The sequence below is a fragment of the Streptomyces sp. NPDC042100 genome (genome assembly GCF_055582325.1).
On the sequence record NZ_JBVJDK010000001.1, the window covers coordinates 729,083 to 744,026 of the forward strand.

Annotated in this window: 12 protein-coding genes and 1 pseudogene; 7 read left to right on the forward strand and 6 right to left on the reverse strand. The window is 73.0% G+C overall.

What is annotated here, in order from left to right; genetic code table 11:
- Positions 1–36: 36 nt before the first annotated feature.
- Positions 37–534 carry a transcription elongation factor GreA gene (gene greA, locus ACZ6J5_RS03510; RefSeq protein WP_469387144.1) on the reverse strand — a complete coding sequence of 166 codons (498 nt, stop codon included), beginning with the start codon at positions 532–534 and terminating at the stop codon, positions 37–39.
- Between the two features lie 190 nt (positions 535–724).
- On the reverse strand, positions 725–1,126 hold the full coding sequence (locus ACZ6J5_RS03515; RefSeq protein WP_469387145.1) for a DUF4307 domain-containing protein: 402 nt from the start codon (positions 1,124–1,126) through the stop codon (positions 725–727).
- Positions 1,127–1,236: 110 nt separating this feature from the next.
- Between ACZ6J5_RS03515 and mca the strand changes: the two genes are divergently transcribed.
- Both mca and ACZ6J5_RS03525 read left to right on the forward strand, forming a co-directional pair.
- A complete protein-coding gene (gene mca / locus ACZ6J5_RS03520; protein ID WP_469387147.1) occupies positions 1,237–2,118 on the forward strand; it encodes a mycothiol conjugate amidase Mca in 882 nt (293 codons plus the stop codon).
- Positions 2,111–2,344, forward strand: coding sequence for a hypothetical protein (locus ACZ6J5_RS03525; RefSeq protein WP_469387149.1), 234 nt, complete (start codon positions 2,111–2,113; stop codon positions 2,342–2,344). The genes mca and ACZ6J5_RS03525 overlap by 8 nt, the downstream gene beginning before the upstream one ends.
- Positions 2,345–2,473: 129 nt before the next feature.
- Here ACZ6J5_RS03525 and ACZ6J5_RS03530 read toward each other — a convergent pair whose 3' ends face one another.
- Positions 2,474–5,647 carry a tetratricopeptide repeat protein gene (locus ACZ6J5_RS03530; protein WP_469387151.1) on the reverse strand — a complete coding sequence of 1,058 codons (3,174 nt, stop codon included), beginning with the start codon at positions 5,645–5,647 and terminating at the stop codon, positions 2,474–2,476.
- A 295-nt stretch (positions 5,648–5,942) separates the two neighbouring features.
- On the opposite strand from ACZ6J5_RS03530, the gene ACZ6J5_RS03535 reads away from it, so the two are divergent.
- Positions 5,943–6,338 (forward strand): rodlin, encoded by a 396-nt coding sequence (locus tag ACZ6J5_RS03535; protein WP_329423445.1) that lies wholly within the window; start codon positions 5,943–5,945, stop codon positions 6,336–6,338.
- Positions 6,339–6,504: 166 nt separating this feature from the next.
- Complete coding sequence (locus ACZ6J5_RS03540) at positions 6,505–8,532, forward strand: thioredoxin domain-containing protein (RefSeq protein WP_469387153.1); 2,028 nt, start codon at positions 6,505–6,507, stop codon at positions 8,530–8,532.
- Positions 8,533–8,573: 41 nt separating this feature from the next.
- On the opposite strand, the gene ACZ6J5_RS03545 is transcribed toward ACZ6J5_RS03540, so the two are convergent.
- Positions 8,574–9,602, reverse strand: a complete 1,029-nt coding sequence (locus ACZ6J5_RS03545) for an LCP family protein (RefSeq protein WP_469387155.1) — start codon at positions 9,600–9,602, stop codon at positions 8,574–8,576.
- A gap of 118 nt (positions 9,603–9,720) precedes the next feature.
- Here ACZ6J5_RS03545 and ACZ6J5_RS03550 point away from each other — a divergent pair, with 118 nt between their 5' ends.
- Positions 9,721–9,924, forward strand: coding sequence for a hypothetical protein (locus tag ACZ6J5_RS03550; protein WP_469387157.1), 204 nt, complete (start codon positions 9,721–9,723; stop codon positions 9,922–9,924).
- Between the two features lie 158 nt (positions 9,925–10,082).
- A complete protein-coding gene (locus ACZ6J5_RS03555) occupies positions 10,083–10,316 on the forward strand; it encodes a chaplin (protein ID WP_469387159.1) in 234 nt (77 codons plus the stop codon).
- 69 nt (positions 10,317–10,385) lie between these two features.
- Here ACZ6J5_RS03555 and ACZ6J5_RS03560 read toward each other — a convergent pair whose 3' ends face one another.
- Positions 10,386–11,645 carry an FAD-dependent oxidoreductase gene (locus ACZ6J5_RS03560; protein WP_469387161.1) on the reverse strand — a complete coding sequence of 420 codons (1,260 nt, stop codon included), beginning with the start codon at positions 11,643–11,645 and terminating at the stop codon, positions 10,386–10,388.
- 122 nt (positions 11,646–11,767) lie between these two features.
- A complete protein-coding gene (locus ACZ6J5_RS03565; protein WP_469387163.1) occupies positions 11,768–13,084 on the reverse strand; it encodes a carboxylate--amine ligase in 1,317 nt (438 codons plus the stop codon).
- Positions 13,085–13,243: 159 nt separating this feature from the next.
- Here ACZ6J5_RS03565 and ACZ6J5_RS03570 point away from each other — a divergent pair.
- A pseudogene (locus tag ACZ6J5_RS03570) lies at positions 13,244–14,359 on the forward strand (glycoside hydrolase family 26 protein); the annotation flags it as partial.
- Between the last annotated feature and the right edge of the window lie 585 nt (positions 14,360–14,944).

The window sequence follows — 14,944 nt, forward strand, 5'->3', positions numbered from 1 at the left end:
GGGAGACCGGCCCTTCGCGCGCGTGGATCGGGTGGATCAGCCGCTGTACGGCTTCGCCGCGAGGATCTTCACCGTCGCCAGCTTGCCGTTGGGCAGCTCGTACTGGGCGTCCTCGCCGGCCTTCTTGCCGTTGACGCCGATGCCCAGCGGGGACTGCGGCGAGTACGTCTCGATGTCGCCGCTCGCGTACTCGCGGGAGGCGAGCAGGAAGGTCATCGTGTCGTCCTCGTCGCCGTCGAAGGCGATCGTCACGACCATGCCCGGCTCGACGACGCCGTCGTCCGCGGGGGCCTCGCCGACCTTGGCGTTCTGCAGGAGCTGGGTGAGCTGGCGGACCCGGAGCTCCTGCTTGCCCTGCTCCTCCTTGGCCGCGTGGTACCCGCCGTTCTCGCGCAGGTCGCCCTCCTCGCGCGCCGCGGCGATCTTGGCCGCGATCTCGGTACGCGCGGGACCAGACAGGTACTCAAGCTCGTCCTTGAGCTTGTTGTACGCCTCCTGGGTGAGCCAGGTGACGTTGTCGCTGGTCTGGGTCACAGGTGCTCCTCGTAGGTACTGGGAATACAAAGCATCGCCCTACACGGGAAGGACGTCCCTTCCCGGGCGGGCGAAACCACGAGCCTAACAATGAGTGGCGAAAAGCGGGAGGACATAAACCGTGGGGTTCGCGTCACCCCAGGTCACCGTGGTGACCCGCCGGGGCTCGTCCCCGGCTCCCTACCCACCGCTACCGCGCCGTACACCCCAGGAGCTCGGCATTGGTGGCCTTCGCGGTCGTACGGATCGAGTAGACCGTGTCCTGGCGGGTGGCGGAGCCCTCGACGGGGACGTCCTTGCGGCCGACCTCGGTGCCGTCCTCGGAGCGGGAGCGCAGCGTGCAGACGCCGGTCGCGTCGGCGTCCTTGCGGATCTCCAGGTGGACCTGGACCTCGGTGTCGCTCACCACGTCGAACTTGATCATCTCGGCGCTGATCTTCGTACCGCCGACGTAGTGCCAGCCGAACCAGCCGATCATGGCCAGGAAGAGGGTGCCGAGCACGGCTCCGGCGATCTTGAGCTTCCGGTCGGCCCGCTCGTCCGCGGAGCGGCCGTACCGCCCCTCGGGAAGCTGCTCACGCACCGCGCTCATGGTCGTCCTCTCGCCGCCGGAATCCTCGGCCACGGGGCCGGAATTTTTCCCACCCCCGATTCCGTCACTATAGAGACCTCCCTAGGCGACGAATCACTGAGGACCGTGTCTTGACTGAGCAGCTGCGACTGATGGCCGTTCACGCCCACCCCGACGACGAGTCGAGCAAGGGCGCGGCGACGATGGCCAAGTATGTGTCCGAGGGGGTGGAGGTCCTCGTGGTGACCTGCACGGGCGGCGAGCGCGGCTCGATCCTCAACCCCAAACTCCAGGGCGACCCGTACATCGAGGCGAACATCCACGAGGTGCGCCGCAAGGAGATGGACGAGGCCCGCGAGATCCTCGGGGTGGAGCAGGACTGGCTGGGCTTCGTGGACTCGGGGCTGCCCGAGGGCGACCCGCTGCCCCCGCTGCCGGAGGGCTGCTTCGCCCTCGCGGACGTGGACAAGGCCGCCGGCGAGCTGGTCCGCCGCATCCGCCGCTTCCGGCCGCAGGTCATCACGACCTACGACGAGAACGGCGGGTACCCGCACCCCGACCACATCATGACCCACAAGATCACGATGGTGGCCTTCGACGGCGCGACCGACACCGAGAAGTACCCCGAGGCGGAGTTCGGCCCGGCCTTCCAGCCCCAGAAGCTCTACTACAACCAGGGCTTCAACCGCCCCCGCACCGAGGCCCTGCACCAGGCCCTCCTGGAGCGCGGCCTGGAGTCCCCGTACGGGGAGTGGCTGGAGCGCTGGAAGGAGTTCGAGCGCAAGGAGCGGACGCTGACCACCTTCGTGCCCTGCTCCGAGTTCTTCGAGACCCGCGACAAGGCGCTCATCGCCCACCGCACCCAGATCGACCCCGACGGCGGCTGGTTCCGGGTCCCGATGGAGATCCAGAGGGAGGTCTGGCCGACCGAGGAGTACGAGCTCAGCAAGTCCCTCGTCGCCACATCCCTCCCCGAGCAAGATCTCTTCGCGGGCATCCGCGAGAATGCCTGACATGAGCGCACATCTGGCACTGACCCAGCTTGTCCCCTTCGCCGCCGAAGAACTGGACAAGAACAAGGTGACCCCCGGCGTCCTCGGGTTCGTCGTCTTCGCCGTGCTGGCGCTGGCCGTCTGGGGCCTGATGAAGTCGATGAACCGCCACATGCACAAGATCGACTTCACCGAGGCCCCCGACCCGGCCACCGCCACCCCGGCCACGCCCGCGACGAAGAAGTAGGGGCGACAGCAGGAGGGGCGCCAGACGCAGGGGCACCCCTCCCGAAGCGGGCCCCGGCCGTCGGCCGGGGCCCGCTTCGGGACGCTTCCGGGGCCGCCCGCCGGGACTCGTCCCGACGTCCGCCCGGTGTCAGGGCAGCTCCACCCCCATCACCTCGCGGGCCCCGCGGCCCGGCACCATCCCCAGGGCCCAGGCCTCCCAGGCCGGGGCGGGGGAGGCGGCGCGGTCCAGCACGTGGGCGTACGCCGCCGCGCAGTCGGCCACGCGCGGGTCGCGGGACGGATGGCGGGCGGCGGTGAGGGCGGCCAGCTCCTCGCGGGCCGCCGCCGGGTCCGGCAGCAGCGTCACGCGCAGGAAGGCGGCCCAGTCGGCGCCGCGCCGGTCGCCGTACCCGGCGAACAGCCGGGCCGCCTCCCCGCACAGGTCCAGGGCCTGCGCCGTGCGCCCGTTGCCCGCGTCCACGATCGCCAGCTCCAGGCAGGTCCACGCCTCCCCGTGGGCCGCCCCGACACGGTGGAAGTCCGCGCGCGCGTCCATCAGAAGCTGCCGGGCGAAGCCTGAATTGCGCAGATTGCCGGTCTGCGCGGCCCGCTGGTCCCGCGTCACCCGGCCCGAATGGTGACGGGCGCACGCCAGCCCGTAGACGTCCCGCATCCGCGAGAACATCGTCCGCGCCCGCTCCAGCTCCCGCACCGCCTGGTCGCCCTCGCCCCGCTCCTCCAGCGCGTGCCCCAGGTAGTACAGCGTCCACGCCTCGCCCCGCGCGTCCTCCTGCTCCCGGTGCCGGACCAGCGCCTGCCGCAGCCCGTCCATCGCCGCCGCCGGATCCCCCGCGACCAGCCGCGCCCGGGCCAGCTGCGTCAGCGCCCACGCCTGCCCGCGCCCGTCATGGGTGCGCCCGTACTGCTCCAGCGCCAGCCGCAGCTCCTCCTCCGCCCGCTCCGCCTCACCCGTACGCAGCCACACCTGGCCCCGCTGGAAGTGCGCCCACGCCTCGCCGTGCAGCGACTCGCTCTCCCGGTGCAGCGCCAGCGCCCGGTCCAGCAGCGCCAGCGCCTCCGCCAGCTCGCCCCGGTCCCGCTCCACCGCCGCCAGCGCGTGCAGCGTCCAGCCCCGGTCCGCCGCCAGCGACTCCGGCTCCTGCAGGGCCAGCGCCTCCCGCAGCCGCGCCGAGGCCTCCCGCAGACTGCCCTGGTGGTGCAGGGTGATGCCCAGCGAGCACAGCGCCAGCGCCGCCCCCGCGTCCTGATGCGCCTCCTGGTACAGCGAGACGACCGAGGCCAGCGTCGTCCTGGCCTTGTCCAGCTCACCCAGCTGCCGGGCCGCGATGCCGGTCCGCCACTGCACCGAACGCGACAGCAGCCCCTGCCCCACCGCCTCCGCCAGCTCGTTGATCTCACCCAGCCGGTACAGGTCCCCGCGCAGCAGGCAGTGGTCGCACAGCGCGCCCAGCAGGTCCAGCACCGTCTGCTGGTCCACCCCCTCCGCGTGCCGCAGCGTCGCCGTGATGAAGCTGGACTCCTCGTCCAGCCAGCGCAGCGCCGCCTCCAGCGACCCGAAGCCGTGCCCGCCGAAGCGGGCCGCCCGGTTGACCCGGGTCGACATCTTGCCGTCGACCATCCGGATCACCGTGTCCGCCAGCTCCGCGTAGTCCCGGATCAGCCGCTCCTGCGCCGCCGCGATGTCCGCCTGGTCCTCCTCCTCGACCAGCCGCGCCGCCGCGAAACCGCGCACCGCGTCGTGCAGCCGGAACCGCTCCCCGCGCACGTGGTCCAGCAGCCCCGCCCCGGCCAGCTCCCGCAGCAGCCGCGCCCCCTCCGCGTCCGACGCCCCCAGCAGCGCCCCCGCCGCGGCCGCCCCCAGCGAGGCCCGCCCCGCCAGCGGCAGCCGCCGCAGCAGCCGCCGCCCGTCCTCGCCGAGCGCCGCGTACCCCGCCGTCAGCGCCCGCTCCACCGGCCCCGCGTCCGCCCCGGCCGCCCCCAGCAGCTCCGCCACCGTGCCCGCCGGGCGCCCGCCCAGCAGTGCCCCGGCCGCCCGCAGCGCCAACGGCAGCCCCCCGCACAGCTCCCTCGTCCGCGCGAAGCCCTCCGCGTCGTACGGCCCCCGGGCGCCCTCCGCCGCGCCCAGCAGCTCCTCCGCGCCCGCCGCGTCCAGCGCCGCCACCGGCAGCGCGTGCACCGAGGCCGGCACGTCCGCGCCCAGCTCCAGCGGCTTGCGGCAGGTCACCAGCACCAGACTGTCCGAGCGCTCCGGCAGCAGCGTCCGCACCTGCTCCGCGTCCACCGCGTCGTCCAGCACCACCGTCACCGGAAGCCCCGTCAGATGCTGGTGGTACAGCTCCGCGAGCCGCCGCACCTGCTGCTCCGCCGAGGCGCGCTCCCGGAACAGCAACTGCTCGCGCGGCGCCCCCAGCCGGTTCAGCAGGTGCAGCAGCGCCTCCCGGGTGGCCAGCGGCTTCTCGCCCCGCGTCCCGCCGCCCCGCAGATCCACCACACACGCCCCGCGGAACTGGTCCCGCAGCGCGTGCGCCGCCCGCACCGCCAGGGCCGTACGACCCGAGCCCGGCGCCCCGTGCAGCATCACCACCGTCGGCCGCGTCGTCGTCGCGGCCCGGCCCTCCTGCACCCACTTGCTGATCTGCCCCAGCTCGCCCCGCCGCCCGGCGAACACCCCCGCCGGGTCCGGCAACTGACCGAACGACTGCTCCAGCACGCTGCGCCGCCGGGCCGCCGCGCTGCGGTCCGCGCCCCGCAGCCGCTCGACCACCTTCTGCGGCGGCTGCCCCGCCGTGCCCCGGAGCACCCGCTGCTGCTCCAGGAACGGCCGCACGCCCCGCACCTCCAGCGCCGTCAGCCAGCGCAGCCGCAACTGCTCGGCGCCGCCCGGCCGGCCGAGGTCCCCGGCCCTGCGGTGCGCCGCCGCCCGCCGCTCGACCCCCGCCTTCAGCGCCGTGGCCGCCGCCCCCGCCACCGCCACCACGGCGCCCGCGCCGAACGCGGTCCCGGCGGCGGTGCCCAGCGCGAGGTCCCCGCCGACCGCGGCCAGCGCGGCGACCCCGGTGATCAGCGCGGGCGTACCGAGCTCCACGGGCCCGGCCGTCCCGGCCGCCCCGTCCTCACCCGCCTCGACCGCCGCCAGATACGCCGCGTACTCCTCCGCGGCCGGGGCCGTGATCGCGGCCAGCGCGGCCCGCCCGCGCCCCAGCAGCGCCTCGCCGTCGACGCGGCCCCCGGAGCGCCGCACCTCCGCCGCGACGGCCTCCTCCCACAGGCGCTCCGCCTCGGCCCGGTGGCTGTCCCGCATCCCCGTCCCCCTCCGCCGGCCGGGAGTTCCGGCCCGAACTGTCCGAGGACAAGTGTCCTGCGGGACGCCCCTCGGCGCGAGGGAGCGGTGCGAACGTCCAGTGATTGCAAGGGAGTCGGCCCCCACTCCCACCCAGTCGAACGACTGCCCGACGAGCTCCCGTCCGATGGCGTTCATGTGCCGAATACCGCGTCCGGGTGACGCGCCGGAACCAATCCCTACCGAGGCAGTTGATCAGGTCGCTTCGGTCAACACGGAGCAGTTCCGGGCCATCGAGCTCAAGAAGGAAGATCTCGTGATCAAGAAGGTTCTTGCCACCGCTGCGGTTGCCGCCTCCGTCGTGGGCATGGGTGCGTCGACGGCCATGGCTGCCGGCAACGACGGCGGCAGCGCCAACATCATCGGCAACCAGTCGAAGCAGTCCATCGGCAGCAACTCCACCGGTGGCTACATGAGCCCGAACTTCGGCCTCATCAACGGCGGCGTCCTGCACTGCTTCGACGTGCAGAAGGTCGAGGCGCAGGTTCCGATCGGCGCCCTCATCGGTGTTCCGATCGCGGTCCAGGACGTCCTGGGCAACCCGATCTCGAACCAGACCTGCACCCAGAACTCCGTGCAGCAGAAGGGCGACGACGCTCTGTCGCACATCCTGGGCGAGGTCCTCTCCCAGAACGGGAACGTCGGCGGCTGACGCCAGCTTCTCGCGTGAAGCGGCCCCGTTCCTCGCATTCGACCTGCGAGGAACGGGGTCGCTTCGCATCTATCGATGCCCCGCCCGCCCCACCCGCACCCCCGCCCGACCGTGGCGCGCGGACGGGGCTCCGCCGTATCGCCCCCCGATGCGCGAGGATGGCCCCATGGCGAACCGACTGGCCCATGAGACCTCCCCCTACCTCCTCCAGCACGCCGACAACCCCGTCGACTGGTGGCCCTGGTCGGCGGAGGCCTTCGAGGAGGCCCGGCGCCGCGACGTCCCCGTCCTGCTCAGCGTCGGCTACAGCTCCTGCCACTGGTGCCACGTCATGGCCCACGAGTCCTTCGAGGACGACGGGACCGCCACGCTCGTCAACGAGCACTTCGTCGCCGTGAAGGTCGACCGGGAGGAGCGGCCCGACGTCGACGCCGTGTACATGGAGGCCGTGCAGGCGGCCACCGGGCAGGGCGGGTGGCCGATGACCGTGTTCCTCACGCCCGACGCCGAGCCCTTCTACTTCGGCACCTACTTCCCGCCCGAGCCCCGGCACGGGATGCCCTCCTTCCCCGAGGTCCTCGAAGGCGTCGCGCAGGCCTGGAGCGGGCGGCGCGAGGAGGTCGCCGAGGTCGCCGGGCGGATCGTCAAGGACCTCGCCGGGCGCTCCCTCGCGTACGGCGGCGACGGCGTGCCCGGGGAGGCCGAGCTGTCGCAGGCGCTGCTCGGGCTCACCCGCGAGTACGACGCGAAGCACGGCGGCTTCGGCGGCGCGCCCAAGTTCCCGCCGTCGATGGTGCTGGAGTTCCTGCTGCGCCACCACGCCCGCACGGGAGCCGAGGGCGCCCTCCAGATGGCCGTCGACACCTGCGAGGCGATGGCCCGCGGCGGGATCTACGACCAGCTCGGCGGCGGCTTCGCGCGCTACGCCGTGGACCGCGCCTGGGTCGTGCCGCACTTCGAGAAGATGCTGTACGACAACGCCCTGCTCTGCCGGGTGTACACGCACCTGTGGCGGGCCACCGGCAGCGAGCTCGCCCGCCGGGTCGCCCTGGAGACCGCCGACTTCATGGTCCGCGAACTGCGCACCCCCGAGGGCGGCTTCGCCTCCGCGCTCGACGCCGACTCCGACGACGGGACCGGGCGGCACGTCGAGGGGGCCTACTACGCCTGGACGCCCGCGCAGCTCGTCGCCGTGCTCGGCGCGGAGGACGGCGCGTACGCCGCCCGCCACTACGGGGTCACCGACGAGGGCACCTTCGAGCACGGCTCCTCCGTGCTCCAGCTTCCGCAGGACGCCGGGGTCGCCGACGCGGAGCGGATCGCCGGGATCCGGGACCGGCTGCTCGCCGCCCGGGACGAGCGGGCCCGCCCCGGCCGCGACGACAAGATCGTCGCCGCCTGGAACGGCCTCGCCATCGCCGCGCTCGCCGAGACCGGCGCCCTGCTCGACCGTCCCGACCTGGTCGAGCGGGCCACCGAGGCGGCCGATCTGCTGGTCCGGCTGCACCTCGGCGAGGGCGCGCGGCTGACCCGGACCTCCAGGGACGGGAACGCGGGCGGCAACGCCGGGGTGCTGGAGGACTACGGCGACGTCGCCGAGGGCTTCCTCGCGCTCGCCTCCGTCACCGGCGAGGGGGTGTGGCTTGAGTTCGCCGGCTTCCTGCTCGACATCGTCCTCGACCAGTTCACCGCCGAGGGCGGCGCGCTCTACGACACCGCGCACGACGCCGAGCGGCTGATCCGGCGCCCCCAGGACCCCACCGACAACGCCACCCCGTCCGGCTGGACCGCCGCCGCCGGCGCGCTCCTCTCGTACGCGGCGCACACCGGCTCCGCGCCCCACCGGGCCGCCGCCGAGGGGGCCCTCGGCGTGGTCAAGGCGCTCGGCCCGCGCGCCCCCCGCTTCATCGGCTGGGGGCTCGCCGTCTCGGAGGCGCTGCTCGACGGGCCGCGCGAGATCGCCGTGGTCGGCGCCCGTGACGACGACGGCTTCCGTGCCCTGTGCCGTACCGCGCTCGACGCCGTCACGCCCGGCGCGGTGCTGGCCTTCGGTCCGCCCGACGGCGAGGAGTTCCCGCTGCTCAAGGACCGTCCGCTGGTGGGCGGGGCCGCCGCCGCGTACGTCTGCCGGCACTTCGCCTGCGAGGCGCCGACGACCGATCCGGCGGAGCTCGCCCGCGCCCTGCGGGGGTGAGGGGCTGAGGGAGGGCGAGGGGGCGCGGGCCCCCTCTCCGCTCACTTGCAGAGCAGTTTGTCGCCCGTCACCGGCCGGTAGTCGCCCAGCCCCTGCGGGATGTCGCTCGTCGGCCTCGGGTGCGGCTTCGGGAGCGGGCGGTCGGTGCGCAGGGCGCCGAACACCTCGGCCGCCTGGTCGTCGTCCCAGGCCAGGGTGGAGCCCACGTCCTCGATGTCCTCGTTGAACCCGGCGATCGGCACCGTCGCGAACTGGGTACGGGCCGGGGTGACGTTCCGCAGCCGGCCCGCGAGCGTCACCAGCTCCGGCACCGAGATCCCGCGCTCGGCCTTCGCCGTGCCCCGCAGGGCCGCCGCCAGGGCCCGCAGCGCCTTCGGGTCGCGCAGCAGCCCGTCCCGGACGTTACGCAGGGTGTTCGCCACGAAGAGCTGCTGCTTCTGGATGCGCCCGAAGTCCATCTTGCCGTCGGCGCGCCGGGAGCGGACGTACTGGAGCGCCGGTCCGCCGCGCAGCGGGGTGGTGCCGGCGCGCAGGTCGATGCCGGTCACGGGGTCCTTGAGCCGGGTCTTCGTACAGACGGGGACGCCCTTGTCGAAGTGGTTCACGGTGTCCATGAAGCGCCGGAAGTCGATCTCCAGGTAGCGGTGCACGGGGACCCCGGTGGTGGCCTCGGCGATCTCGATCGCGAGGCCCGGTCCGCCCTCCGACCAGGCGTGGTTGATCTTGGCGAGGTGGGCGTCGTGCTCCTCGCCGGTGCGCCGGTCCACGTGGCCGGCCGGGAAGGTGGTGAGCGAGTCGCGCGGCAGGCTCACCACGCTCACCCGGTCGTTCTTCGCGGAGACGTGGACCAGCATGATCACGTCGGTGCAGGCGCACTCGGCGCTGCCGAGCCGGTACTTCTCCCTCTCCTGGGCGGTCACGCCCGCGCGGACGTCGGTGCCCACCACGAGCAGGTTGAGGCCGTACTTGGGGGAGGGCAGGTCGGAGGGGGCCAGCGCCAGCGAACCGGTGGCGAGCGCGACCAGGGCCGTGGACAGGAGCACGAGGCGTCCTGGGCGGGGGAATTTCATGGCGAAACGTTAAATCGGACGCATTCGCACACAGGTACGCGACGCGACATGGACAGGACGAATCACTCCGCTGCGGAGGCTGTGCCATGATTCCGGGACCACACCGGAAGGAGCGATTATGGCGCCCGAACCCGGGAAATGGGAGCGGATGGCCTTCATTCCGAAGAGCCGATATGTGGCCGACCCGCAGCCGGCCGACCGGGAACCCTTCCCGCTCTACTCCTCGCTGGCCAGGCAGTGGACGCAGGCCGGGCGGGCGGTGCCGGGAGTCCCCGACCGCGAATGGGAACGGCTCACCCGGACGCCGATCTGGCCGCATTGAACACCCGGACACCCGGCCACCCGAATGCGCGCATTCGGGGGAAGCGTTGGAGTGAATCGCGGGAGTGCGGCGCCGCGTCGGTTTCCTTTTCTCGGTGGATTCGTTGGGGGAGTGTGCAGCGGAGAACCGTCTTCGCCGTAGGAAAGGATCCAGACGAAATGAAGTGTAAGAAGGCTGCCGCCGTCGTCGCCGGTCTGATCATGGCCCTGGGCGCCGCTACCCCGGCGATGGCCGACGCCGGTGCCGAGGGTATCGCCGTCGGTTCGCCGGGCGTCCTCTCGGGCAACGTGGTCCAGGTCCCGGTCCACGTTCCGATCAACGTCTGCGGCAACAGCGTGAACGTCATCGGCCTGCTGAACCCGGCCGCGTTCAACACCTGCATCAACGCCTGACGTTCGGGTACGGCAAGGGGCCGGCCCCGGGGAGTGTCCACCACGTTCCCCGGGGCCGGCCCTCGTCTGTCAGCGGGACGCGGCCACCGCCCGCTCCTCGCCCGAGCGCGGCCGGCCCACCCGGCCGCCGCCCGCCCGCAGCCGCTGGCGCACCCCCTTGACCAGCCGGCCCGCCGTGTAGCCCGCGCCGAACACGAAGCGCATCGAGGGCCCGTACGAGGGGGCCGTCAGCAGTCCGGCCAGGAACAGGCCCGGCATGGAGGACTCGAACTGGGCCCCCACCTCGGGCGCCCCGCCCGGCCCGACCCGGCGCAGCCCGTCCCGCAGCGCGGGGGCGAGCACGTCCGCCCGGTCCAGGCTCGGCACGAAGCCGGTCGCCGCGATGACGTGGTCCGTCTCCACCGAGCCGGTCCCGTCCGGGCCCGCCACGTCGAGCCGCAGCCGCTCGTCCGCCGTCACCGTCGCCGCCGTCACCCGCTGCCCGAGCCGTACGTCCCCGACGGCCGCGAACCGCTCGCGCAGCCACCAGGCGCCGGCCGGGCCGAGCGCCGAGTCGAAGATCCGCTCGCGGGTGGCGGCGGGCAGCCGCCGGAAGATCCCCGGGGTGTCCGCGTACAGCCGGTTCTGCCAGCCGCAGCCGAGCCCCGTGTGCGGCGCGCGCAGCGACCGCCAGGCGCCCCGGTCCAGGGCGGGCGGCACGGTGTTCCAGTTCAGCCGGTCCGAGCGGGCCAGGATGCGGACCGCGGCGCCCTGTTCGGTGAGGATCGCGGCCGTCTCCAGGGCCGCCTGCCCGGCGCCGATCACGGTGACGTCCCGGCCGGCGAAGGCGTCGAGCTCGCCGTGGTGGCTGGAGTGGGTCACGTACCGGCGGGGCAGTCCGCGCAGCGGGCCCGGCACCTCCATGAAGGGGAGCACGCCGACGGCCAGCGCGACCGTGCGCGCCCGGAGCGTCTCGCCGTCCTCCGCCGTCAGCTCGAAGCCCACCCCGTCCGGGCCGGGCGCGACGCGCGAGATCAGCCGCTCGTCCAGCTCCGGCACCGCCTGGCGGGCGAACCAGTCGCCGTACGCGGCGAAGAAGCCGACCGGCAGCGGCACCCCGTGCTCGGCGCGGACGCCCTGGGTGGCCGCATAGGCGTCGAGCCCGTACGCGCCCCTGGGGTCGGAGAGGTGCGAGGCCCACGGCTCGGACTTGAGGAACATCGCGGAGGGCATGGCGTGCCAGGACTCCATCGGGCGCCCGAAGACGCGCAGGTTCAGCCCGTGCGCCGCCGCGTGGGCGGCCACGGACAGACCGTAGGGTCCCGCGCCCACAATCACCAGGTCGTACATCGTCTGTGTTCCGCCTTCGTCGTTCCGTGAGAGGGAGAGGGAGATAGGGGGAGAGAGGGAGAGAGGGTGGGAAATGAGGGGTGGTACGGGGAGGGGGCGGGGGTCGGGACGCCGGTGTCCGCTCAGTGCTGGGTCATCTGGCCGGACCGGGTGCGCGACGGCGGCGGGGACGACAGTTCGTCGGCCGGGCGACGGACGCGTCCGGCCCGCAGGTTCCGGCGCAGCGACAGCAGGCCCTTGCGCAGGGTGTGGGAGAGCCAGGCCCGCAGCATCGCGAAGGCCGGCGCGAGGTCGTCACCCGCGAACCAGGCCGTCTCGATCCGCTCGCCGCGCGGCCGGGAGGCGCCGGGCTCGGCCGCGTACCGGCGGCGCGGCGAGGCGAGGACGGACAGGGTCGCGTAGTTCTCGACGACGAAGCGGCGCCCGAACGCGGGGGTGTGCGCCGGGACCGCCCGCCCGGTGAGGTCGAGGTGCATCGCGCGGACCACGTCGAGCCCGTCCCGGTCCGCGAAGAGCCGGAACTGGGCGCCCGGCCGCGGGTTGAAGTCCAGCAGGTGGTAGGCGCCGGTCGCCCGGTCGAGCCGGAAGTCCAGGTCGCACACGCCCCGGTAGCCGAGCGCGGCCAGCAGGTCGCGGGCCATCGTGTCCACGGCCGGGTTCGCGCTCCAGCGGCCGACGGCGGTGAGCCCGGCCCCGTCGGGCCAGGAGCGCTCCTTGCGGCCGGTCGCCCCGGTCGCGCAGCCGCCGGCGGAGTCCACGTACCCGTGGAAGAACCAGTCGAGGTCGCGGCCGGCCGGCAGCAGCTCCTGGAGCAGCAGCCGGCTGCCGGCCTGCGGGGTGCGCGCGTACAGCTCCCTTACCTCGGCGAGCGAGCCGACGATCGTGGTGCTGCGCAGCCCGCCGCCGGGCGGCAGCAGCCAGGGGCGGCTCCACTTGGCGATCACCGGCAGCCCCAGCGACCAGGCCATGGCGGCGGCCTCGTCGGCGCTGGAGGGCAGTTCGGTACGGGGGTGGGGGAGCGACAGGGCCCGGCAGGTCTCGGCGAGCTGGGCCTTGTCGGCGACCCTGGTCAGCTGTTCCGGCGACTGGTCGGGCAGCAGATAGCGGCCGGCGAGCTCGGGGCGGCACTCGGCGAGCGACAGGGCGGTGATGTCGTCGAGGGGCACCAGGACGGCGGGGTGCTCGGGAGCGCCGGGCAGCCGGTCCGCGATCCGCAGCAGCAGCCGGGTCAGTTCGGCGGGGGACGGCTCGGCGGGGCGGGCGTGGGCGCCGTGCAGATAGCGGGACCGGACGACCGGACTGGTGAGCGACTCGACCACCGCGTGGACCGGGATGCCCGCCCGTCCCAGGGACCGCGCCGCGCCGAGCGTGCCGTGATGAAAAGGGTTCGGGTCGAGCCGCACAAGGACCGCGGGGACGCGGCTGTCAAAACTCGGCACGGCATGTCCTTCGTCTCGGGGTGCCCCAACTGGGGGATGAAGAATCCTCTAATGGACTATTGATCAGATCCAAGCCGAGTTCTCGGTCGGCTCATTAGGAATACTTTCGGAGTATCAGACTGACGGACCATCAAACGGCGTGAGGAAGAAGGACCTGCCATGGCGAACCGAAAGAGTCGGGCTTCGAGAGCGTGGTTGGGGGTGTTCACCGCCGGTCTCCTCGCCTCAGGTTCTGTCGTGCTGTCGTCCCCCGCTCGCGCCGCCGAATCCGTAACGACCCGGGACCCCCAACCGACTCTGTCGGGCGCCATGGGCGCCTTCCTGGCGTCGGGTCCGACCGGGGTGGCCCGGATCGCCCAGCTGGAGCGCTGGCTCGGGGGCCACGAGCTCCGGGTCGGGCACACCTACCTCCCCGGCGACCTCTGGTCGAACATCGAGGGCCCGACCGGCTTCCTGGACGCCTGGGCGGACTGGCGCAACCAGCGCACCGACCGCCTGTTCGTCCTCAACGTGCCGATGCTGGAGCGCAACGAGGCCGGGGTCTCCGACTACGAGGTGCGCCGCCAGCTGCAGTTGGGCGCGGCGGGGTACTACGACCACCACTTCCGGAAGCTGGCCGAGAAGCTGGTGGACCTGGGGGTCCCGGACACCGTCGTCGTCCTCGGCTGGGAGATGAACGGCACGACGTACACCAGCCGGTGCGGGCCCGACCCGACGTCCTGGAAGAAGTACTGGACCCGCATCGTCACCGCGATGCGCTCCGTGCCGGGGCAGACCTTCCGCTTCGACTTCAACCCCAGCCGGGGCCGGGACGCCGTTCCGTGGACCGAGTGCTACCCGGGTGACGACGTCGTCGACATCATCGGCATGGACTCGTACGACCAGCCGGCGAATTCGACTTTCGAGCAGCACGTCAGCGAGCCCTACGGGCTGCAGGCGCAGGTCGATTTCGCTGCCCAGCACGGAAAGCGGATCTCCTATCCGGAATGGGGTCTGTTCCGGAACGGAGACAACCCCGAGTACATGAGGCGGATGCTCGAATGGATGAGGCAGCACAAGCCGCTTTATCACACGATCACCGATTACTGCCCGCACGGCGTCTGGCAGTGCGACGACAATCCGAAGTCGTCGCAGGTGTTCCGGCAGGCGCTGTACGGGGTCGAGCCCCAGGTCCCGACCGAGCCGACGGAGCCGACGGAGCCGACGGAGCCGACGGAGCCGACGGAGCCGACGGAGCCGACGGAGCCGACGGAGCCGACCGAGCCCACGGATCCGACCGAGCCGACCGAGCCCACGGACCCGACGGTGCCGACGAAGCCCACGGTGCCGACGAAGCCGACCGTGCCGACGAAGCCCACGGTGCCGACGAAGCCGACCGTGCCGACGAAGCCGACCGTGCCGACCAAGCCCACGGTGCCGACGAAGCCGACCGACCCGACCAAGCCGACCGACCCGACCAAGCCCACGGACCCCACGGTGCCGACCAAGCCGACGGACCCGGTCGAGCCGACGGACCCGACGGTCCCGATCCCCAAGCCCGAGCCGAAGCCGGAACCGAAGCCCGAGCCGAAGCCCGAGCCGAAGCCGGAGCCCAAGCCGGAACCGAAGCCCGAGCCCAAGCCCGAGCCGAAGCCCAACTGCTGGACCGTGAACCTCGGTTCATGGGTCGAGAGCTGGATCGGCGGGCCGGTCTGCGTCCCCAAGGACTCCTGGAAGGAGTCTTGGAAGGACACGGTGAAGGAGTCCGTGAAGGAGTCCGTGAAGGAAACCGTGAAGGAGTCCGTGTCCGGGACCGGTGGCTGGGCCAACGGGCTCGGTGTCGACTGGAAGGGCGCGCTGAAGGGGGTCTGGCCCTTCTGA

What these genes read in the sequence shown, in the direction of transcription:
- ACZ6J5_RS03515 (WP_469387145.1), bottom strand. Translation starts at nt 1,126, where the DNA reads ATGAGCGCGGTGCGTGAGCAGCTTCCCGAGGGGCGGTACGGCCGCTCC.
- ACZ6J5_RS03525 (WP_469387149.1), top strand. Translation starts at nt 2,111, where the DNA reads ATGCCTGACATGAGCGCACATCTGGCACTGACCCAGCTTGTCCCCTTC.
- ACZ6J5_RS03530 (WP_469387151.1), bottom strand. Translation starts at nt 5,647, where the DNA reads ATGCGGGACAGCCACCGGGCCGAGGCGGAGCGCCTGTGGGAGGAGGCC.
- ACZ6J5_RS03540 (WP_469387153.1), top strand. Translation starts at nt 6,505, where the DNA reads ATGGCGAACCGACTGGCCCATGAGACCTCCCCCTACCTCCTCCAGCAC.
- ACZ6J5_RS03545 (WP_469387155.1), bottom strand. Translation starts at nt 9,602, where the DNA reads ATGAAATTCCCCCGCCCAGGACGCCTCGTGCTCCTGTCCACGGCCCTG.
- ACZ6J5_RS03550 (WP_469387157.1), top strand. Translation starts at nt 9,721, where the DNA reads ATGGCGCCCGAACCCGGGAAATGGGAGCGGATGGCCTTCATTCCGAAG.
- ACZ6J5_RS03555 (WP_469387159.1), top strand. Translation starts at nt 10,083, where the DNA reads ATGAAGTGTAAGAAGGCTGCCGCCGTCGTCGCCGGTCTGATCATGGCC.
- ACZ6J5_RS03560 (WP_469387161.1), bottom strand. Translation starts at nt 11,645, where the DNA reads ATGTACGACCTGGTGATTGTGGGCGCGGGACCCTACGGTCTGTCCGTG.